Genomic DNA, 18,401 nt, shown 5'->3' on the forward strand with positions numbered 1-18,401 from the left:
CCGCACCGACCGCGCCGCCCCCTCCCGCCTTTCACGAACGAACGGCACCTTCGAGCAATGTCATTGCTCGAAGGTGCCGTTCGTTGGGCGGGTGAGGCGACAGCCCCGACCGGGAGGGCTCAGATCAGGCCGAGCTTCTTCACCGTGTCGCGCTCCTCGACCAGCTCCGCGACGGAGGCGTCGATCTTGCCGCGGGAGAAGTCGTCGATCTCCAGGCCCTGGACGATCTCCCACCGACCGTTCTTCGACGTGACCGGGAAGCTGGAGATGATCCCCTCGGCGACGCCGTAGGAGCCGTCCGACGGGATGGCGGCGGAGACCCAGTCGCCGTCCTGGGTGCCGTTGACCCAGTCGTAGACGTGGTCGATCGCGGCGTTCGCGGCCGACGCGGCCGAGGACGCGCCCCGGGCCTCGATGATCGCCGCACCGCGCTTGGCGACGGTCGGGATGAAGTCGTTCTCCAGCCAGTCCCGGTCCACCTGGTCGGCAGCGATCTTGTCGCCCACCTCGGCGTGGAACAGGTCGGGGTACTGGGTGGCGGAGTGGTTGCCCCAGATCGTGAGCTTCTTGATGTCGTCGAGCTGCACGTCCAGCTTCTTCGACAGCTGGGCCAGCGCCCGGTTGTGGTCCAGGCGGGTCATCGCGGTGAACCGCTCGGCGGGCACGTCCGGCGCGGAGGCCTGGGCGATCAGGGCGTTCGTGTTGGCCGGGTTGCCGACCGCGAGCACGCGGATGTCGTCCGCCGCGCCGTCGTTGATCGCCTTGCCCTGCGGGCCGAAGATGCCGCCGTTGGCCTCGAGCAGGTCGCCGCGCTCCATGCCCTTCGTGCGCGGGCGGGCGCCGACGAGCAGTGCGACGTTGGCACCGGAGAACGCGGCGGCCGGGTCGTCGTGGATGTCGATGCCGCGCAGCAGCGGGAACGCGCAGTCGTCGAGCTCCATCGCGGTGCCCTCGGCGGCCTTGACGGCCTGCGGGATCTCCAGCAGGTTCAGCTTCACCGGGGTGTCGGACCCCAGGAGCTGCCCGGAGGCGATCCGGAAGAGCAGCGCGTAACCGATCTGGCCAGCGGCTCCGGTGACGGTGACGGTGACGGGGGTGTTGGACACGCAGCGGACCCTAGTCCCGCCGCGACGACCGCGCCGCGACGGGGAGCACACCACGCCCCGACCGTGGCCAGTGCCACAACCGCGCGCCGCTCCCGCGCGTGCCACGACGCGAGCGGGAGCCCGACGACGCGAGCCGGATCACGACGCGGCCGGGCTCAGGCGATGCCGCCGTTGGCGAACAGCACCTGCCCGTTGACCCACCGGGCGGGACCGGCCAGGAACGCGACGGACTCGGCGATGTCGGCCGGCTCGCCGAGGCGCTCCAGCGGCGCCTGCGCGGCCATCCGCTCGATCGTCGCCTGGTCCTTGCCGTCCAGGAACAGCGGCGTCGCCGTCGGCCCGGGTGCGACGGCGTTGACCGTCACGTCGCGCCCGCGCATCTCCCGTGCCAGCACCGGGACGAGCGCCTCGACCGCGCCCTTGCTCGCGACGTACCCGCCGTAGGTCGGCAAGGATAGGCGCGTCACCGACGTCGAGAACAGGATGACGGCCCCGCCGGAGCGCACCCGACGTGCCGCCTGCTGGGCGACGACGACCGTGCCGCGGATGTTCGTGCGGTGCATGCGGTCCAGGTCGTCGAGGTCGATCTCGGTGACCGGCGCCAGCAGCATCACCCCGGCCGTGTGGACGACGACGTCGATCCCGCCGAACGCGGTCTCGACGGCGGCGAACGCCTCGGACATCGCGTCCGGGTCGGCGACGTCGCCACCCACGGCGATCGCCCGGCCTCCCGCCCGCTCGATCGCGGCCACGGCCTCGAGCGCCCGGTCTTTGTTACCTGCGTAGTGCACGCCGACGGCCGTGCCGTCCGCGGCGAGCCGCTCGGCGGTGGCCCGTCCGATCCCGCCGGAGCCGCCGGTCACCAGTGCCACGCGATCCGTCATGGCGATCCTCCTCGGTTCGATGTGAACGCTTCGTTCATATAACCATACTTGTGAACACTCCGTCCATATACGAGGCTGTGATCCATGACCCGAGGACGCGGACGGCGGCCGGCACACGAGGTGCGCGGCGAGGTGCTCGACGCCGCGGGGCGCCTGCTGCTCGGCGAGGGGATGCCGGCGGTGACGTTCGAGCGCGTCGCGGCCGAGGCGGGCGCCAGCAGGACGACGCTCTACAAGTGGTGGCCGTCGCGGGGTGCGCTCGCGCTGGAGGGCTACTTCCACGCCGTCGAGTCCACGCTCGCCTTCCCGGACACCGGAGACATCGAGGCGGACCTGACGTCCCAGCTCACGGCGTTCGTGCGGCTTGTCGGCACGACGCGTGCGGGGCAGGTCGTGGCGGAGCTGATCGGCCAGGCACAGACCGACCCGGACCTCGCCGAGGCCTACCGCACCGGCTACTCGCGACCCCGGCGCGACCTCGCCGTCGAAGCGCTGCACCGGGCCCGTGACCGCGGGCAGCTGCGCGCCGACGTCGACGCCGAGGCCGTCGTCGACCAGCTCTGGGGTGCCTGCTACCACCGGCTCCTGATCCGCGACGAGCCGCTGACCGACGCGTTCGCCACCACCCTGGTCCGCCAGCTCCTGGGTGGCCTGCGCCCCTGACACACCGTCCACCGGCCGCGTCTCCTGCGCCCGCCCCCGCGACGGTCGTCACGCCGTGCGGCACCCCGAGGTCCGACGCGGGCGGCCCGGCTCGCGCCCCACGGCGCGGACGTGTCCCCACCCGACGTACCGGTGCGCGCGGAAATCCGGCTCCCGCGCGCATCCGGGACCGCGCGGGAGCACCACGACGCGCGCGGATGCGGGCGCCGCTACCCGCCGGACGCGCGTGGGAGCACCGGGATCCGCGCGGGACCGGGGTGCGTGTCCTACGGTCGGACCGTGCCGCGCGAGGAGCCCGACGAGCCGCCGTTCCCCTGGCAGGGCGCGCCCGGGTACTCGGGCTTCGACCCGGACCGGTTCCCGCCGCACGCGCCGATGCCCGGCGCCCCGCCGTACCCGGCCGGAACCGAGCCGGAACGCGGACCCGTCGCGAACCGGACGCCCGGCGCCCCATCGGTCCCGGCGGTCCTCCCCCGCTGCCTGGTCGCCGCCGGGCTCTGGGTCCTGGTGGCGCTCGTGCTCGCGGTGGTCACCGGCGTCGTGTCCTGGCCGCTGCGGGCCGCCGCGCTCGCGCTGCCGTTCGTGATCACCACGGCGGTCCTGGTGGTCCCGGCGCGACGCGGTGCCCGCCCGGGGATGCTGGTGCTCGTCGCGTTCGCGATCTTCTGGGTGCTGCACGCGGTGGCCGTCGCCCTGCTGGGGTGATCAGCGCACCGGGTTCCGCGCGAGCGCCTCGTCGCCGACCGGGGTGAACAGGTTGACCAGGTTGCCGTCCGGGTCCCGGACGAGAGCGGAGCGGTTGCCCCACGGCATCGTCGCCGGCTCCATCACGACGTCGGCGCAGGACGGCGAGCCGGACAGGGCGTCGAATGCCGCGTCCACGTCGTCGGACCGGAACTCGATGATCACGCTGTGGTTGTCGGCCGGGCCGGCGGCGCCGTCGCCGAACAGCCCGACGGTGCGGCTGCTCGCGATCGCGAGCGTGCCGGCCGACGTGCGGAGCTCGGCGAACAGCTCGTTGCCCCACCGTGCGGTGACGCCCGCGATCGGCTCGTAGAACGCGACGAGGCGCGCGACGTCGTCGGTGATGATCCGGATCGAGACGAAGTTCATGGGTCCTCCCCAGCCGAAGTGGTCGATGGCCACGACGCTAGGAGCGATACCGGGCGGAATCGGCCCGGTACCCGGAAGAATCTCGACGCGTGTCCCGACCGACCGCGCGCGTGCTGACCCTGCTGGAGGCTCTGCAGTCCGGCGGTACCCGCACCGTCGCCGACCTGGCCGCCCGTCTCGACGTCGACGAGCGCACCGTCCGCCGCTACGTCGACCACCTCCGCGATCTCGACGTACCGGTGCGCACGGTCCGCGGGCGGTACGGCGGCTACCGGCTCGCGCCCGGCTTCCGGATGCCGCCGCTCATGCTCACCGACGACGAGGCGGTCGCCGTCCTGCTCGGGCTCGTCACCGGTCGCCACGAGGACCCGGATGCGGCGGGCGTCGCGGCGGAGAAGGTCCGACGGGTGCTGCCACGGGCCCTGCGGGACAGGGTGGACGCCCTGTTCGAGACGGCGGAGTTCACGGCTCCGGACCGTCCGGTCGTCGTGCACGAGGCGCGGGTGCTCCTGCTCCTGGCCGGGGCCGCCAGGGACCGCAGACCGGTCGCGATCAGCTACACCGACCGGGACGGCAGATCCAGCGAGCGGACCGTGGAGCCGTACGGGCTCGTCGCGCACTCCGGTCGCTGGTACGTCACCGGCGCGGACTCGGCGAGCGGCGACGTCCGCACGTTCCGGCTCGACCGGATCACCGCCCCGGCCGTGCGGTCCGGCACGTTCGACGTCCCCGACGGCTTCGACCCGTCCGCTCACGTGACCGCGGGCCTCGCCGGTACACCGTGGCGCCACCAGGTGTCCGTGCTGGTGGACGGCCCGGTCGAGCAGGTCCGTACTCGCCTGCCCGTCGGGCTGGCGATCCTGGAGGACGTGGACGGACGGGTCCGGCTGCGGCTGCGTGCCGAGCGGCTGGACTGGGTCCCGGCACTGCTCGCCGGGCTGGATCTCCCGTTCGTCGTCGAGGAACCGGACGCGCTCCGCGACGGCGTCCGCGCGCTGGCCAGACGCCTCGACGCGGCCACCAACCAGCCGTGACCCTCCGCCCCGGCCACCCGCCCCCGGCCCCGGCTCTGCCCCGGTCCGGCCGCCGGCACCCGGCACCCGGCGCCCGCTCCAGCCCCCGGCCCCGGCTCCGGCCCACGGCCCCCGCTCCAGCCCCCGGCCCCGAACGAACGGCACCTTCGAGCAATGCGATTGCTCGAAGGTGCCGTTCGTTCGGTCTGTATGGGGTGAGGGCTGGGCTGGGTGGGGCTGGGCGGGGTGGGGCTGAGCGGGAGTGGGGGCTGGGTGGGTCAGGGTGCCGGGAGGATGTTCGCGTTGCGGTGGAACACGTTCTCCGGGTCGACCTCGGCCTTGATCCGCGCGAGTCGCTCGTACTTGCGCCCGTACAGCGCGGACACCCCGTGGCCGTCGCCGGAGCCCATCGCGTTCACGTAGATCGCGTCGGTGATCGCGAGCGGCATCAGCGCCGTGTGGAACGCCCGCACCCAGTCGCGTTCGGCCTCGAACCCGACGCCGTCCGGGAGCGTCAGGCCGATGATGAACACCAGGAGCCGCGGCGTGCGCTCCCCGCCGAACGACGTCGCGTCACCGTCGGCGTCGCAGTAGGCCCCGTCAGCCGTCAGCACGTTCACCACCGACAACGGCGACTGCTTGCGCGCGACGTGCTCGGTCACGACCTCGATGATCGGGTCGCTCAGCTCCGTGAGGAAGCAGCTCTTGTCGTAGCAGTGCACACCCCACGCGTTCGGTTCGTCGATCATCTGCTGCAGCGCGACGTACGGCATCGGGGACCGGAAGTCGAACAACGGCGGCGGCCCGCCGGCACGCAGCGACTCGCACACCGCGTCGGCGTCGGTGTCGGCACCACCCGGGTCACCCATCCCGATCACGACCAGCGCGTATCCGGGCCGGAAGCGCACCGCCTCCGGGACGAACGGCTCCGGGGGCGCGTTCATCGCGATCACCTGGAACGTCACCGACGGGGGCAGCGTCGGCACCGTCTCCCTGGCGAGGCGCAGGACCGCGGCGGCGTCGTCGAGACCGTAGAACAGCATCCCGATCGACACCATCGGCCCGACCGGGTAGCACTCGAACTCGAACTCGGTCACGACGCCGAAGTTCCCGCCGCCACCGCGCAGGGCCCAGAACAGGTCCGGGTTCTCGTCGGCCGACGCGTGGACGGTCCGCCCGTCGGCCAGCACCACCTCGGCACCGCGCATCGCGTCGACGCTCAGCCCGGCCATGCGGGTCAGCCAGCCGAAACCGCCGCCGAGTGTCAGCCCGCCGACCCCGGTGTGCCCGATCTGCCCGCACGGGACCGCCAGGCCGTACTCCTGCGTGGCGGCGTCCATCTCGCTCAGCAGGGCTCCGCCCCCGACGCGGGCCCGGCGGGTGGCCGGGTCGACCTGCACGGAGTTCATCGCACTCAGGTCGACCACCAGGCCGTCGTCGACGACGGAGTGGCCCGGGATGCTGTGCCCTCCGCCGCGGACCGCGATCTCCAGTCCTTCGCTGCGGGCGTAGGTGATCGCGGCGGCGACGTCGGCGGCGTCGCGGCAGCGCGCGATCACGGCCGGTCGGCGGTCGACGGTGCCGTTCCAGCGGCGACGGGCGTCGTCGTAGTCGGCGTCGCCGGGCAGGACGACGTCGCCGGTCATCCGTCCACTGAGCCCGGAACTGTGGTCGATGGTGGCGGTCATGGCGGCTCTCCCTGAAGAACGACGTCGCCCGGGGCGGCCGGGCTGCTCGTCGTCCACGTCGGGCGTAACCGGTTTCCCGTCAGGGTCCCGCCCGCCATTTCGTCACAACACGGTAGGCCGCGTGGCGACCGGTGGAGCCGGACTGGGCCGTCCGCCGGTCCGGCTACGCCGTGCGCCGCTTCGAGGAGATGACGCCGGTGTTGAACCCGGCCAGGTGCAGTCCACCGTGGAACCGGGCGTGCTCGACCTTGAGGCAGCGGTCCATCACCACCTCGAGTCCGGCGGCCTCCGCGCGGCGGGCCAGGTCGGAGTCGAACAGTCCGAACTGGAGCCAGAACGTGCTCGGGCGCGGGTCCAGCGCGAGCGCCTCGTCCAGCACCGACGACAGGTCCTCCGGCCTGCGGAACACGTCCACCAGGTCCGGTGCCACCGGGAGCGCGGCCAGCGACGGGTACACCGGCTTCCCGAGGATCTCGGTCGCGTTCGGGTTCACGAAGTAGACGTCGTAGTCGGTCGAGGCCAGCAGGTACGTCGCGACGAAGTTGCTGGCGCGCGACGGGTTCGCGGACGCCCCGACCATCGCGACGGTCCTGGTGGCGCGCAGGATCTGCTGGCGGCGGACGGCGGGCGGGTTCTGCCAGTTCGCGGTCGTCACGGGCTCTGTGTCTCCTTGGTCGCCGCCGCCAGGGCCTGGTCCAGGTCCCAGACGATGTCCTCCGGGTCCTCCAGTCCAACGCTGATCCGGATCAGATCTTCCGGGACCCCGGCCGCGACGAGCTGGTCGTCGGTGAGCTGCTGGTGCGTCGTCGAACCCGGGTGCAGGACGAGCGTGCGCGCGTCGCCGACGTTGGCCAGGTGGCTGCACAGCTGCACGTTCTCGATGAAGCGGGCGCCGGCGTCGCGGCCGCCGACGACGCCGAACGCGAACACGGCGCCGGGCCCCTGCGGCAGGTACTGCCGCGCGCGCTCGTGGTGCGGGTGCGACGCCAGGCCGGGGTAGCGGACGTAGGCCACGCGCGGGTCCGCCTCCAGCCACTCGGCCACGTACTGCGCGTTCGCGACGTGCGCCTCCATCCGCTGCGGCAGCGTCTCCACGCCCTGGAGCAGCAGGAACGCCGAGTGCGCCGACAGCGTCGCGCCGACGTCGCGCAGCTGCTCGGCCCGCAGCTTCGTCAGGAACCCGAGCTCCTGGAAGTTGCCCCACCACGTCAGCCCGCCGTACGACGGCACCGGCTCGGTCATGCCGGGGAAGTTCCCGTTGCCCCAGTCGAACGTGCCGGCCTCGACGACGACGCCGCCCAGCGTCGTGCCGTGCCCGCCGAGGAACTTCGTCACCGAGTGGATCACGATGTCCGCGCCGTGCTCGATCGGCCGGCACAGGTACGGCGTGCCGAGCGTGTTGTCGACGATCAGCGGGATGCCGCGGGCGTGGGCGACCTCGGCCAGCCCGGCGATGTCCTGGACCTCGCCGCCCGGGTTCGCGATCAGCTCGGCGAACACGAACTTCGTGCGGTCGGTGATCGCGGCGGCGAAGTCGGCCGGATCGGTGCCCCGCACGAACGTCGTGTCGATCCCGAAGCGGCGCAACGTGACGTCGAGCTGCGTGATCGTGCCGCCGTACAGCGCGGACGCGGCGACGGCGTGGTCCCCCGCCCCGGCGAGCGCGGCGAACGTGAGGAACTCGGCGGACTGGCCACTTGCCGTCGCGACCGCACCGATGCCGCCGTCCAGGCTGGCGAGCCGCTCCTCGAGCACCGAGACCGTCGGGTTCGCGATCCGCGAGTAGATCAGCCCGTACTTCTGCAGCGCGAACAGCGACGCCGCGTCCTGCGCGTCGGAGAACACGTAGCTCGTCGACTGGTAGATCGGCACCGCCCGCGACCCGGTGGCCGCGTCCGGCACCGCTCCGGCGTGCACCGCGCGGGTGCGGAAACCCCAGTTCCGGTCCTCGTGCGGTCCCGATGGTTCGCTCGCAGGCTCGCTCACGTCACCATCCTGCCTCGTTGCGCTCCGGTGGGCCCCGGCGGCAGCCTGACACCGTGAAGATCGACGCACGGCTGCGGGACGCCTGGGAGACGGTCACCGACGACGTCCGGGTCGCCGAGGAGGTCGGCTACGACGGGGCCTGGAACGCCGAGAACACGACCGACCCGTTCCCCGGGCTCGCACTGGCCGCCGAGCACTCGTCGCGGATCGAGGTCGGGCCGTCAGTGGCGATCGCGTTCGCGCGCACGCCGATGACGGTCGCGAACCCGGCGTGGAACCTGCAGCGGTTCTCCGGCGGGCGGCTCGTGCTCGGGCTCGGCAGCCAGATCCGCCCGCACGTCACCCGGCGGTTCTCGATGCCGTGGTCACGCCCCGCGGCGCGGATGCACGAGTTCGTGACGGCGCTGCGGGCGATCTGGCACGCGTGGGAGACCGGCGGGACGCTGGAGCACCGCGGCGAGTTCTACGACCACTCGCTGATGACGCCGAACTTCGTCCCGCCGCCGAACCCGTACGGGCCGCCTGCGGTGTTCCTCGCCGCCGTCGGGCCGCACATGCTGCGCACGACGGCGCAGGTCGCGGACGGGCTGTTCGCGCACCCGTTCCTCACCGAGCGGTACCTGCGCGAGGTGATGGTCCCGGAGATCGCCGCGCACCGGCCGGACGGCGCGGAGCCGCTGGAGATCGCGCTGTCCCCGTTCGTCGCGCTGGACGAGGCCGACCGCGAGGCCGTGCGCAGGCAGATCTCGTTCTACGGCTCGACGCCCGCGTACAAGCCGGTGCTCGACCTGCACGGCTGGGGCGACCTGCAGACCGACCTCAACGCACTGTCCAAACAGGGCAGGTGGGACGAGATGGTCCCGCTCGTCGACGACGAGATCCTGGACGCCATGTGCGCGTCCGGCACCGAGACCGAGGTGGCCGCGACGCTGCGGGAGCGCTACGGCGACGTCGCGCACCGGGTGCGGTTCAACCGCCCCGGCGAGACGCCGTCGCCGTCGCGCTTCGCGGGGCTGGTGGAGGCGCTGCGCGGCTGACCGCTCACAGGTGCTCGCGGAAGAACGCGAGCATCCGCGCCATCGCGTCCGTGGCGCTCGCCTCGTGGTACTCGGCGTGGATCGGCGTGCGGGACACGACCTGCCCCATGACGCCCTCCGTGCGCGTCATGAACGAGTGCCCGGCGTCCGGGTAGGTCTTCACGTCGTGCGGGACGCCGAGCGCCTGCAGGTTCTCGGCCAGGCGGTCCGGGTAGGCGGACGGTGTCCCCGCGTCCCGGCCGCCGAAGCTCGCGACGACGGGGCAGGCCCGCTCCAGGGGCAGCGTCGTCTGCCCGTAGAACGGTGCGCTGACCTTGTACAGCCCGGTGTCCGCCAGCATCAGCGCGAACCCGCCGCCCATGCAGAACCCGAGCGTGCCGATCCGGTCGGCGTCCACGGTGGGCTGCGCGGCGAGCCACCGGCGGGCGGACTCCAGGTCGCCGAGCGCCGCGCCCTTGCCGGTCAGCATCGTGCGCATGGTCGCCGCCACGCACAGCGCCTTGATCTTCCCGCGGGCGAACAGGTCCGGCACGAGCACCGTGTAGCCCTCGGCGGCGAGCTCGCGGGCGATCCGGCGCATCTCGGCCGTCATGCCGAACGCTTCGTAGATCATCAGCAGCGCGGGGAACGGGCCGTCCCCCTCCGGGCGCACCAGGAAACCCGGAAGATGCCCGCCGTTGAGGCTGGGCATCGAGACGTCGGACTCGACCATCACTCTCCCGTCCGGGACGGGTCCGGCAGCCGGACCAGCCCCTCCTGCATCGTGCTGGCGATCAGCCTGCCGTCCTCGGTGAAGATCTGCCCCTGGGCCAGCCCGCGGCCACCGGACGCGGCCGGCGAGTAGCAGCTGTAGAGGAACCACTCGTCGGCCCGGAACGGCTGGTGGAACCACATCGCGTGGTCCAGGCTCGCCATCTGCGGGCGGGTCGCGGGCGGCTCGTGGCGGGCCAGCACCGAGCCGAGCAGCGTCAGGTCGCTGGCGAACGTGAGCAGGCAGACGTGCAGCAGCTGGTCGTCGGGCAGGACGCCGTCGGCGCGCATCCAGACCCGCATCGGGTCGTCCGAGCGGCCGGTGCGGTGCGGTGACCACACGGGCTCGTCGACGAGCCGGATGTCCAGCGGGCGCGGGACCCCGGCCATCCAGCCGGCGCTGCCGTCGCGCGCGGCCCGCTCCCCCAGGTCCGGCACCGTCTCCGGCGCCGGGACGTCGCGCGGCATCGGCTCGGTGTGCTCGAGGCCGCGCTGGTGGGTCTGGAACGACGCGGACAGCGAGAAGATCGCCTCCCCGCGCTGGATGCCGAGCACGCGGCGGGTGGTGAACGACCGGCCGTCGCGGACCCGCTCGGTCTCGTAGACGATCGGGATGTGCGGGTCACCGGGCCGGATGAAGTACGCGTGCAACGAGTGCACGTGCCGGTCCTCGGGGACGGTCCGTCCGGCCGCGACGAGGGCCTGACCGGCGACCTGACCTCCGTAGACCCGGGGCAGCGACTCCTCGGGGCTGACGCCGCGGAACAGGTTCCACTCCAGCTGCTCGAGGTCGAGCAGGCGGACCAGGTCGTCGAGCACCGCCTGCCCGCGGGGCCTGCCGTCGGCCGCGATCTCCGGCTGCTGCGTCTCGGTCACGGGCGGAGAGTCTGCCAAACCGGGCTCAGCCGTGGTCGTCCTCGCCGAGGCGGTGCACGCGGATCAGGTTCGTCGACCCGACCGTGGACGGCGGCGACCCGGCCACGACGACCACCAGGTCGCCCGGCTTGAACCGCCCGATCGACAGGATCGCCTGGTCCACCTGCCGCACCATCGCGTCCGTCGTGGTGACCTTGTCCACCAGGAACGTCTCGACGCCCCAGGTCATGGCCAGCTGGCTACGCACCGCGGGTTCCGGCGTGAACGCCAACAACGGCAACCGCGTGTGCAGGCGGGCGAGCCGGCGCACCGTGTCCCCGGACTGGGAGAACGCGACCAGCGCCCGCGCCGAGAGCCGCTCCCCGATGTCACGGGCTGCGTAGGAGAGCACCCCACGCTTCGTGCGCGGCACGTGGTTCAACGGCGGCGCGGTCGCCGGACCGGCCTCCACCGCCTCGATGATCTCGGCCATCGTGCGCACCGTCTTGATCGGGTACCGCCCGACACTCGTCTCACCGGAGAGCATCACCGCGTCCGTGCCGTCCAGCACGGCGTTCGCGACATCCGAGGCCTCGGCCCGGGTCGGCCGCGAGCTGGTGATCATCGAGTCCAGCATCTGGGTCGCGACGATCACCGGCTTCGCGTTCTCCCGAGCGATCTGGATGGCCCGCTTCTGCACCAGCGGCACGTTCTGCAGCGGCAGCTCGACACCCAGGTCGCCGCGGGCGACCATCACGCCGTCGAACGCCAGCACGACCGCCTCGAGATTGTCGACGGCCTCCGGCTTCTCGATCTTGGCGACGACCGGCAACCGCCCGCGACCGGACGAGTCCATGACCTTGTGCACGAGATCGACGTCGGCCGGGCTGCGCACGAACGACAACGCGATCACGTCCACCCGCAGCCCGACCGCGAACTCCAGATCCTCCATGTCCTTGTCGGACAGGGCCGGCACCGAGATGTTCATGCCCGGCATGTTCAGGCCCTTGTTGTCGCTGACCGGGCCCCCCTCGGTCACCCGGCAGACGACGTCGTCGCCCTCGATGCCGACCACGCGCAGGCCGACCTTGCCGTCGTCGACCAGCAGGCGGTCGTCGACCCGCGCGTCCTGGGCGAGGCCCTTGTACGTCGTGGAGACGCGGTCGTGCGTGCCGACGCAGTCCTCGACGGTGATCCGCACCTCCTCGCCGGTGGCCCACTCGGTGGGACCGTCGGCGAAACGGCCGAGACGGATCTTCGGGCCCTGCAGGTCGGCGAGGATCCCGACCGCCTTGCCCGCCTCGTCACTGGCCTCCCGGATCATCGTGTAGACACGCTCGTGGTCACTACGGTCGCCGTGGCTGAAGTTCAGCCGCGCCACGTCCATCCCGGCGTCGATGAGGTCCCGGATGCGATCAGGGGTCGCAGTCGCCGGGCCGATGGTGCAGACGATCTTCGTACGCCGTGTCACGGGACCTACCCTAGCGCGCGTCTGAAACGATCGAGGAAACGGAAGGAGGACAGGTGCGCAGCGTCCCCTTCGCCGTCGCGGTCCTGCTGAGCCTCGTCGTGCTGTTCACGCCGGAGTCCGGCGTGCCGACGGCGCCGGCCGGCACGGACAAGGTGGTCCACCTGCTGCTGTTCGCTCTGCTCGCGTTCACCGGACGGCGCGCCGGGATGCACTGGGCGGCGCTGCTCGCGGGCCTCGTGGCCTACGCGGGCGTGTCCGAGGTTCTGCAGGCCACGCTCCCGATCGGGCGCGACGGCGACCTGGGCGACGCGCTCACCGACGTCACCGGAGCAGCGTTCGGACTGGCGGCGTTCGCGCTGGTCGCGATCCGTAACCGGACCCGATCATGAACGAACAACCGGGTCGCGCGCCGCGAAGCCAGGTCCTCAGCGCACGACCCGATTCCCCCTCACTGCTGCACGAGCGACCAGAGCCGTTCGTGGGTGATCCACACTAACGCCGTCGGGGACGCACGAGCCCGTACTTGAGTGAATCTTGAGGTTCGCCGTTCACGTCTGCATCTGCACCTCGCCCATCGGCGCCCACCCGTCGCCGTCGAGCTCGCGGTAGACGATCGTCGGCTGCTCCGCCAGCACCGACGGCAGCCACCCGAAGAACCACCGCGCGTGCTCCGACCCGACGTGCGCCTCGCCCGCGGCCGGATCCTCGTACGACGCGAGGATCGCGAACCGGTTCGGCTCCTCGACGCTCTCGAAGCACCGGAACTCGAGGTTGCCGGGCTCGTCACGGACCTGGCGGGAGTACCGGACGACACCGTCCAGGAACTCGTCCCGCTTGTCCGGACGGGCCTCGGCCCGGATCGACACGAAGATCACGATGCGCCTCCTTGCGGCGTGACTGCGGACCACCGATCCTTCCAGCCGCTCGGCCCGGACGGGAGTCCCGTGATCAGCGAAAGCCCGTTGCCACTCATCGAGCACGGCCCCTAGCGTCGATCACCTCGCCACCGGGTCCGCCGCTTCCTCCGGCCGACAACACACCCGGTCCCGTCGTCGTCCGCCCCGCCGGAGGTCCCGCCCGTGCTCCCTGCTCTCTTCCCCGCCGTCCTCACCGCACTGGCCGCGATCGCCGGCGTCGTCATCGGCCGGTTCTGGGAGACGCGCAGCGAGATCGGCAGGCACAAGCGGGACCGACGGGTGGCGGCCTACGAGAACGTGTGCGGCCACTACTTCGAGATCCGCGAGCGGATCCGCAAGCTCAGCACGACCGTGCCGTCCAGCGTCGAGTCGTACTCCGCGCGGACCGAGGTCCTGGAGATGGGCGCGAAGTGGAACAAGGCCGTCGCGACGGTGTGGCTGCACTCCACCGCCGACGTCTGCCGGAGCCTCGGCGAGCTCGACCACCGGCTCACCGAGAGCGTCCACCGAGCCCTCGACCGTCGCTACAGCTGGGACGAGTGGCGGGTCGAGCGCCAGTTCGCCGAGGAGGGGCTGGAGGCGTTCCTGGAGGCCGTCCGCGTCGAGCTCCGGCGCCCGCCGGTGCCGGTGCGCCTGCGCACGTTCTCCGTCGAGGACCTGGAGAGCCGGATCCGCGACGAGCAGGCGCGCCGCTGATTCTCAGCGGCGCCGGTACACGGCAAGGACGACGTCGACGGCGTGGTCGGCCGCGGCGTCGACGTCCACCAGGACCTCCCCGGCCGGACGGAACATGCCTTCGTCGAGCGGCCGCCCCACCAGCAGGAACGCGAAGTCCGACGCCGCAGTGGCCGGATCCGGGACGTCCAGGAACCCGCGCTCGCCGAGCCGGGCGAACTGGCCGGCGATGGCGTCGAGGACCCGGGCAGGCGCACGGTCGTGGTAGCCGGCGGCGAGGTCGGGGAACCGCGCCGCCTCGCTGATCACCAGTCGTCGCAACGCCATGACGTCCGGGGAGATCACGGCGGAGAGGTACCGGCGAGCGAGACTCCGCAGCGTCGGCTCCAGGTCCGCGGCCGTCTCGACACCCTCGAGCGTCTCGACCAGGTCGACGGTGAACGCCTCCGCGGTCGCGGTGACCCCGAGGACGATCTGCTCGAACAGCGCCTTCTTGTCACCGAACTGGTTGTAGACCGTCTGTTTCGACACCGCGGCGGCGGTGGCGATCTGCTCGGTGCTGGTCGCCTGGAAGCCGCCCCGCAGGAACAGCGTCGTCGCCGCCCGGACGATCGCCGCCCGCTTGCCGCCGGGTTCCTCCGGTTCTCGTGCGCTGATCCGCACGAGGAGGCCGTCCTCGGTCACGGTCACCTCCTGTCTCTGGACCGAACGGTACCGACCTGAGTACCGTACGGTCCATGTCCGGTACTGATCAGTCCAGTCACGGTACCGACGGGTCCACGGCACGTCCGACGGGTCCGTCCGGGAGTCCGCTGGTCGGGCGCGGCGACGCCGACCGGACGGCCGCGATCACCCGGTCGCTGCTGGGCTACGGCGTGGTCGCCGGCCCGTTCTACGTCGTGGTCGGCCTGGTACAGGCCCTCACCCGCGACGGGTTCGACCTGACCCGCCACGACCTGAGCCTGCTCGCCAACGGCTCGTGGGGCTGGGTACAGATCGTGAACTTCGTCGTCACCGGGCTGATGGTGATCGCCGCGGCGGTCGGGATCCGCCGGAGCCTGCGCACGCTCGGCGGCGGCCCCGGCTCGGTCTGGGGCCCACGGCTGCTCGGCGTCTACGGCGTCGGGCTGATCGGCTCCGGCGTGTTCGTCGCGGACCCGATGAACGGCTTCCCGCCCGGCACCCCGGACGGCCCGGCGACGACGGTCGGTGTCGGCGGGATCGGACACGTCCTGTTCGGTGCGATCGGGTTCATCGGGCTGATCGCCGCGACGATCGTGCTGTCCCGCCACCACGCCGCCCTCGGGAAGGCCGGTACGGCCTGGTTCTCCCGCGTCACGGGCGTCGTGTTCCTGCTCGCGTTCGTCGGGATCGCGAGCGGGTCCTCCGCACCGGCGATCGTGCTCGGATTCTGGGTGGCCGTGATCCTCGCCTGGGTCTGGCTCGCCGTGACCTCGCTCGACCTCTACCACCGGACGCCGCTGCTGACGCCGGCCGGCTGAGCGCCCACCCGACGCATGATCACCCGTTGTGGAGGAGAACGGCCTCTCAGTGACCGTCCCGCTCCTCAGCCGGTGATCAAGCGCGCCGGATGCTCGGGGGCGGGCCGAACCTGCGCGCGTGCACGGCTGTGCCGTTCGTGCAGGCGCGTCAGCGCCGCGGCTGCTCCGACGGGCCGACGTGGTCGTCCAGCCACTCCGCCAGTGGTGTCGCCGCGCGCCACACCTTCCGGACACGGTCCCGGGCCTTCGGGCCGTGCAGCACGTCGTCCGGCGGCCACCGGCGCGACACGTGAATACCCTTGTGGCGCAGCAGGTCCAGCCGCGGGTGCTCCGGGTCGGTGCCCTTCGGGCGGGTTTTGAGCTTCTCCCCGCCCACCGTCAGACCGGCGTCCTCTGCGGCGGAGAGGCGCGAGCGCAGGTCCTCGCCGCGACGCTCGTCGTCGACGGCCGTGCGGAACCGGGTCACCTGGTCCGGCGCCATCATGTAGTAGCCGCCCGCGGCCATCAGACCGTTCGGGCCCACCTCGACGTAGTACGGCGCCGCGTACCCGCCGCAGTGCGTCTTGTACGGCGTCTTGTCGTGCGAGAACCGCACGTCACGGTGCGGGCGGAACACCTTGCCCGCGCCGAACTCCGGCTCCAGATCGGCCAGGAGCGACTCCATCGGGCCGCGGACGTCGCGCTCGTAGACCTCGCGGTTGTCGGTCCAGTAGGCCTTCGAGTTGTCCGCGATCAGGCCGTCGTAGAACTCGACGGCCGCGTCGCCGAAGCCTGCGAAGGCGCCCATCAGGCAGGGCCGCCGAACACGGAGAACGTGCTCACGGGGAGCGCTCGCCCGCGGACCTCGCGGCGGAGTCGGACCCGGCGGACTCGGGCTCCTCGTCGGGCTCCCCGGCCGAGACCGGGGCATCCTGTGGCGGATACCCGTCGGGATCCGGGCGCACGATCTCCTCGCGGCCGCGTTTCGCGAGCGCCACGTACGCGACGGCACCGAGGAACACGATCGCCGAGACCAGCACGTTGATCCGCACCCCGAACACCGTCGTCGCCGGGTCGGTGCGCATCAGCTCGATGAAGAACCGGCCGAGCGTGTAGCCGGCGACGTACACGGCGAACGCGCGCCCGTGCCCGAGCCGGAAGCGACGGTCCGCCAGCACGACGACGAGGGCCACCAGCAGGTTCCAGATCAGCTCGTACAGGAACGTGGGGTGCACGACCTCGATCGGCGTGTGGTTCAGCGCGACGCCGCCGATCGGGTCCGGCGTCCCGGTCGAGGGGTCGACCCGCTGGTAGATCTCCAGGCCCCACGGCAGCGTCGTCGGGCCGCCGTAGAGCTCCTGGTTGAACCAGTTGCCCAGCCGTCCGACCGCCTGCGCGGCCACGATCCCGGGCGCGACGGCGTCGGCGAACAGCGGCAGCGGGACGCCGCGGCGACGGCAGCCGATCCAGGCGCCGACCCCGCCGAGCGCGATCGCGCCCCAGATGCCCAGCCCGCCGTTCCAGATCTCCAGCGCGCCGAGCGGGTTGCCGCCGGGCCCGAAGTACTTCGGCCAGTCCGTCGCGATGTGGTAGAGGCGCCCGCCGACCAGCCCGAACGGGACGGCCCACACGGCGACGTCGAGCACCGTACCGGGCTCTCCGCCGCGGGCGACCAACCGGCGCTCGCCCCACCAGAGCGCGAGCCCGATGCCGGCGATGATGCACAGCGCGTAGGCCCGCAGCGGGATCGGGCCGATGTACCAGACGCCCCGGTCGGGACTGGGGATGGTGGCCGGGAGGACGGCCGCCAGCAGCGTGGGGGTCACTCCCGGACCATACGGCTGCACGACGGGTGGAAGCCCGCGGCCACGAGCCCGCGCACCGCGACGGCCGGGTCGCCGCTGGTGACCAGGCCCTCGCCGACGAGCACGGCGTCCGCGCCCCACCCGGCGTAGGTGAGCAGGTCGCCCGGGCTGCGCACGCCGGACTCGGCGACCCGCATCACGTCGTTCGGCAGGCCCGGCGCGATCTCACCGAAGATCGAGCGGTTCACCTCGAGCGTGTGCAGGTTGCGGGAGTTCACGCCGATCAGCTTCGCGCCGGCCTCGAGTGCGCGGTCGCACTCCTCCTCGGTGTGCACCTCGACCAGCGGGGTCATGCCGAGCGACTCGACGCGGTCCAGCAGGGACTCCAGGACGTTCTGCTCCAGCGCCGCGACGATCAGCAGCACCATGTCCGCCCCGTGCGCCCTGGCCTCGTGGACCATGTACGGCGAGACGACGAAGTCCTTGCGCAGCACCGGCACGTCCACCCGCTCGCGGACGGCGTCCAGGTCGGCGAGCGACCCGCCGAACCGGCGTTGCTCGGTCAGCACGCTGATCACCCGCGCGCCGTTCGACGCGTACTGCTCGGCCAGCTCGGCGGGGTCCGGGATCGCCGCCAGGTCGCCCTTCGACGGGCTGCGGCGCTTCACCTCGGCGATCACGCCGACGCCGGGCTCGCGCAGGGCGGCCATCGCGTCGCGCGGGGGTGGGGCGGCCGCGGCACGGCGCTTCATCTCGGCGAACTCGACGGTGGCCTCGCGCACGGCGAGGTCCTCGCGGACCCCGGCGACGATGGCGTCCAGAACGCTCCCGCCGCCGGTCGCGGACGTGCCGTTCGCGGCGGCACCGTTGGTACCGCCGTGCGGTCCGGACCCGTTCTGCTCGCCCACCGCGCTGAGTCCCCCTTCGGATCCGCGGCCCTGGTCGTCTCCGGACATG

The 18,401-nt window shown here is 72.4% G+C and carries 21 protein-coding genes; 7 read left to right on the forward strand and 14 right to left on the reverse strand.

Annotated features, from left to right (window positions below; all coding sequences use genetic code 11):
* Positions 1 to 119: 119 nt before the first annotated feature.
* Together EV378_RS03705 and EV378_RS03710 are read right to left on the reverse strand one after the other, a co-directional pair.
* Complete coding sequence (locus EV378_RS03705) at positions 120 to 1,106, reverse strand: malate dehydrogenase (protein WP_132421328.1); 987 nt, start codon at positions 1,104 to 1,106, stop codon at positions 120 to 122.
* Between the two features lie 155 nt (positions 1,107 to 1,261).
* Positions 1,262 to 1,990, reverse strand: coding sequence for an SDR family oxidoreductase (locus tag EV378_RS03710; protein WP_132421329.1), 729 nt, complete (start codon positions 1,988 to 1,990; stop codon positions 1,262 to 1,264).
* A gap of 84 nt (positions 1,991 to 2,074) precedes the next feature.
* On the opposite strand from EV378_RS03710, the gene EV378_RS03715 reads away from it, so the two are divergent.
* Together EV378_RS03715 and EV378_RS03720 are read left to right on the forward strand one after the other, a co-directional pair.
* A complete protein-coding gene (locus tag EV378_RS03715; protein ID WP_132421330.1) occupies positions 2,075 to 2,653 on the forward strand; it encodes a TetR/AcrR family transcriptional regulator in 579 nt (192 codons plus the stop codon).
* A gap of 279 nt (positions 2,654 to 2,932) precedes the next feature.
* Positions 2,933 to 3,358 carry a hypothetical protein gene (locus EV378_RS03720; RefSeq protein WP_132421331.1) on the forward strand — a complete coding sequence of 142 codons (426 nt, stop codon included), beginning with the start codon at positions 2,933 to 2,935 and terminating at the stop codon, positions 3,356 to 3,358.
* Here EV378_RS03720 and EV378_RS03725 read toward each other — a convergent pair whose 3' ends face one another.
* Positions 3,359 to 3,766: a VOC family protein gene (locus EV378_RS03725; protein WP_132421332.1), complete on the reverse strand. Its 408-nt coding sequence runs from the start codon at positions 3,764 to 3,766 to the stop codon at positions 3,359 to 3,361. It abuts the gene before it with no gap.
* An 89-nt stretch (positions 3,767 to 3,855) separates the two neighbouring features.
* Between EV378_RS03725 and EV378_RS03730 the strand changes: the two genes are divergently transcribed.
* Positions 3,856 to 4,800, forward strand: coding sequence for a helix-turn-helix transcriptional regulator (locus EV378_RS03730; RefSeq protein WP_132421333.1), 945 nt, complete (start codon positions 3,856 to 3,858; stop codon positions 4,798 to 4,800).
* 257 nt (positions 4,801 to 5,057) lie between these two features.
* Here EV378_RS03730 and EV378_RS03735 read toward each other — a convergent pair whose 3' ends face one another.
* The 3 genes from EV378_RS03735 to EV378_RS03745 all read right to left on the reverse strand — a co-directional run bounded on the left by EV378_RS03735 (position 5,058) and on the right by EV378_RS03745 (position 8,453).
* A complete protein-coding gene (locus EV378_RS03735; protein ID WP_132421334.1) occupies positions 5,058 to 6,467 on the reverse strand; it encodes an FAD-binding oxidoreductase in 1,410 nt (469 codons plus the stop codon).
* A 163-nt stretch (positions 6,468 to 6,630) separates the two neighbouring features.
* A complete protein-coding gene (locus EV378_RS03740; protein ID WP_243653255.1) occupies positions 6,631 to 7,122 on the reverse strand; it encodes a CoA-binding protein in 492 nt (163 codons plus the stop codon).
* On the reverse strand, positions 7,119 to 8,453 hold the full coding sequence (locus tag EV378_RS03745; protein ID WP_132421335.1) for an O-acetylhomoserine aminocarboxypropyltransferase/cysteine synthase family protein: 1,335 nt from the start codon (positions 8,451 to 8,453) through the stop codon (positions 7,119 to 7,121). The genes EV378_RS03740 and EV378_RS03745 overlap by 4 nt, the downstream gene beginning before the upstream one ends.
* A gap of 53 nt (positions 8,454 to 8,506) precedes the next feature.
* On the opposite strand from EV378_RS03745, the gene EV378_RS03750 reads away from it, so the two are divergent.
* Entirely contained in the window at positions 8,507 to 9,490 is a 984-nt protein-coding gene (locus EV378_RS03750) for a TIGR03617 family F420-dependent LLM class oxidoreductase (protein ID WP_207908564.1), read from the forward strand.
* A gap of 4 nt (positions 9,491 to 9,494) precedes the next feature.
* On the opposite strand, the gene EV378_RS03755 is transcribed toward EV378_RS03750, so the two are convergent.
* Genes EV378_RS03755 through pyk form a run of 3 tightly spaced genes read right to left on the reverse strand, consistent with a single transcriptional unit; the run spans position 9,495 to position 12,566 of the window.
* Positions 9,495 to 10,202 carry a dienelactone hydrolase family protein gene (locus tag EV378_RS03755; protein ID WP_207908565.1) on the reverse strand — a complete coding sequence of 236 codons (708 nt, stop codon included), beginning with the start codon at positions 10,200 to 10,202 and terminating at the stop codon, positions 9,495 to 9,497.
* Positions 10,202 to 11,116, reverse strand: a complete 915-nt coding sequence (locus EV378_RS03760; protein ID WP_132421337.1) for an acyl-CoA thioesterase — start codon at positions 11,114 to 11,116, stop codon at positions 10,202 to 10,204. Before EV378_RS03760 ends, EV378_RS03755 begins: the two co-directional genes overlap by 1 nt.
* A gap of 25 nt (positions 11,117 to 11,141) precedes the next feature.
* Positions 11,142 to 12,566 (reverse strand): pyruvate kinase, encoded by a 1,425-nt coding sequence (gene pyk / locus EV378_RS03765; RefSeq protein WP_132421338.1) that lies wholly within the window; start codon positions 12,564 to 12,566, stop codon positions 11,142 to 11,144.
* A 53-nt stretch (positions 12,567 to 12,619) separates the two neighbouring features.
* Between pyk and EV378_RS03770 the strand changes: the two genes are divergently transcribed.
* The gene (locus EV378_RS03770) at positions 12,620 to 12,955 is read left to right on the forward strand and encodes a VanZ family protein (protein WP_243653256.1); all 336 of its coding nucleotides are present in this window, start codon (positions 12,620 to 12,622) and stop codon (positions 12,953 to 12,955) included.
* A gap of 159 nt (positions 12,956 to 13,114) precedes the next feature.
* Here EV378_RS03770 and EV378_RS03775 read toward each other — a convergent pair whose 3' ends face one another.
* A complete protein-coding gene (locus EV378_RS03775) occupies positions 13,115 to 13,441 on the reverse strand; it encodes a putative quinol monooxygenase (RefSeq protein ID WP_132421340.1) in 327 nt (108 codons plus the stop codon).
* Positions 13,442 to 13,645: 204 nt separating this feature from the next.
* On the opposite strand from EV378_RS03775, the gene EV378_RS03780 reads away from it, so the two are divergent.
* The gene (locus EV378_RS03780) at positions 13,646 to 14,179 is read left to right on the forward strand and encodes a hypothetical protein (RefSeq protein WP_132421341.1); all 534 of its coding nucleotides are present in this window, start codon (positions 13,646 to 13,648) and stop codon (positions 14,177 to 14,179) included.
* A gap of 3 nt (positions 14,180 to 14,182) precedes the next feature.
* Here EV378_RS03780 and EV378_RS03785 read toward each other — a convergent pair whose 3' ends face one another.
* Positions 14,183 to 14,842 (reverse strand): TetR/AcrR family transcriptional regulator, encoded by a 660-nt coding sequence (locus tag EV378_RS03785; RefSeq protein ID WP_165922128.1) that lies wholly within the window; start codon positions 14,840 to 14,842, stop codon positions 14,183 to 14,185.
* Between the two features lie 53 nt (positions 14,843 to 14,895).
* Here EV378_RS03785 and EV378_RS03790 point away from each other — a divergent pair, with 53 nt between their 5' ends.
* Positions 14,896 to 15,660 (forward strand): DUF998 domain-containing protein, encoded by a 765-nt coding sequence (locus EV378_RS03790; RefSeq protein ID WP_132421343.1) that lies wholly within the window; start codon positions 14,896 to 14,898, stop codon positions 15,658 to 15,660.
* 148 nt (positions 15,661 to 15,808) lie between these two features.
* Here the strand turns inward: EV378_RS03790 and EV378_RS03795 are convergent, their stop codons facing one another.
* From EV378_RS03795 to trpC, 3 genes are read right to left on the reverse strand one after another with little or no spacing between them, the layout of a single operon-like run.
* Complete coding sequence (locus EV378_RS03795) at positions 15,809 to 16,447, reverse strand: DUF2461 domain-containing protein (protein WP_132421344.1); 639 nt, start codon at positions 16,445 to 16,447, stop codon at positions 15,809 to 15,811.
* 31 nt (positions 16,448 to 16,478) lie between these two features.
* On the reverse strand, positions 16,479 to 17,465 hold the full coding sequence (gene lgt, locus EV378_RS03800) for a prolipoprotein diacylglyceryl transferase (RefSeq protein WP_132421345.1): 987 nt from the start codon (positions 17,463 to 17,465) through the stop codon (positions 16,479 to 16,481).
* Positions 17,462 to 18,400 (reverse strand): indole-3-glycerol phosphate synthase TrpC, encoded by a 939-nt coding sequence (gene trpC, locus EV378_RS03805; RefSeq protein ID WP_132421346.1) that lies wholly within the window; start codon positions 18,398 to 18,400, stop codon positions 17,462 to 17,464. Before trpC ends, lgt begins: the two co-directional genes overlap by 4 nt.
* Position 18,401: the final 1 nt, after the last annotated feature.

Source organism: Pseudonocardia endophytica (assembly GCF_004339565.1).
GTDB lineage: Bacteria > Actinomycetota > Actinomycetes > Mycobacteriales > Pseudonocardiaceae > Pseudonocardia > Pseudonocardia endophytica.

Excerpts from the sequence above, each read along its gene's own strand:
- EV378_RS03735 (WP_132421334.1), bottom strand. The coding sequence starts at position 6,467 with ATGACCGCCACCATCGACCACAGTTCCGGGCTCAGTGGACGGATGACC.
- EV378_RS03795 (WP_132421344.1), bottom strand. The coding sequence starts at position 16,447 with ATGGGCGCCTTCGCAGGCTTCGGCGACGCGGCCGTCGAGTTCTACGAC.
- EV378_RS03725 (WP_132421332.1), bottom strand. The coding sequence starts at position 3,766 with ATGAACTTCGTCTCGATCCGGATCATCACCGACGACGTCGCGCGCCTC.
- EV378_RS03790 (WP_132421343.1), top strand. The coding sequence starts at position 14,896 with ATGTCCGGTACTGATCAGTCCAGTCACGGTACCGACGGGTCCACGGCA.
- EV378_RS03715 (WP_132421330.1), top strand. The coding sequence starts at position 2,075 with ATGACCCGAGGACGCGGACGGCGGCCGGCACACGAGGTGCGCGGCGAG.
- trpC (WP_132421346.1), bottom strand. The coding sequence starts at position 18,400 with ATGTCCGGAGACGACCAGGGCCGCGGATCCGAAGGGGGACTCAGCGCG.
- EV378_RS03710 (WP_132421329.1), bottom strand. The coding sequence starts at position 1,990 with ATGACGGATCGCGTGGCACTGGTGACCGGCGGCTCCGGCGGGATCGGA.
- EV378_RS03755 (WP_207908565.1), bottom strand. The coding sequence starts at position 10,202 with ATGGTCGAGTCCGACGTCTCGATGCCCAGCCTCAACGGCGGGCATCTT.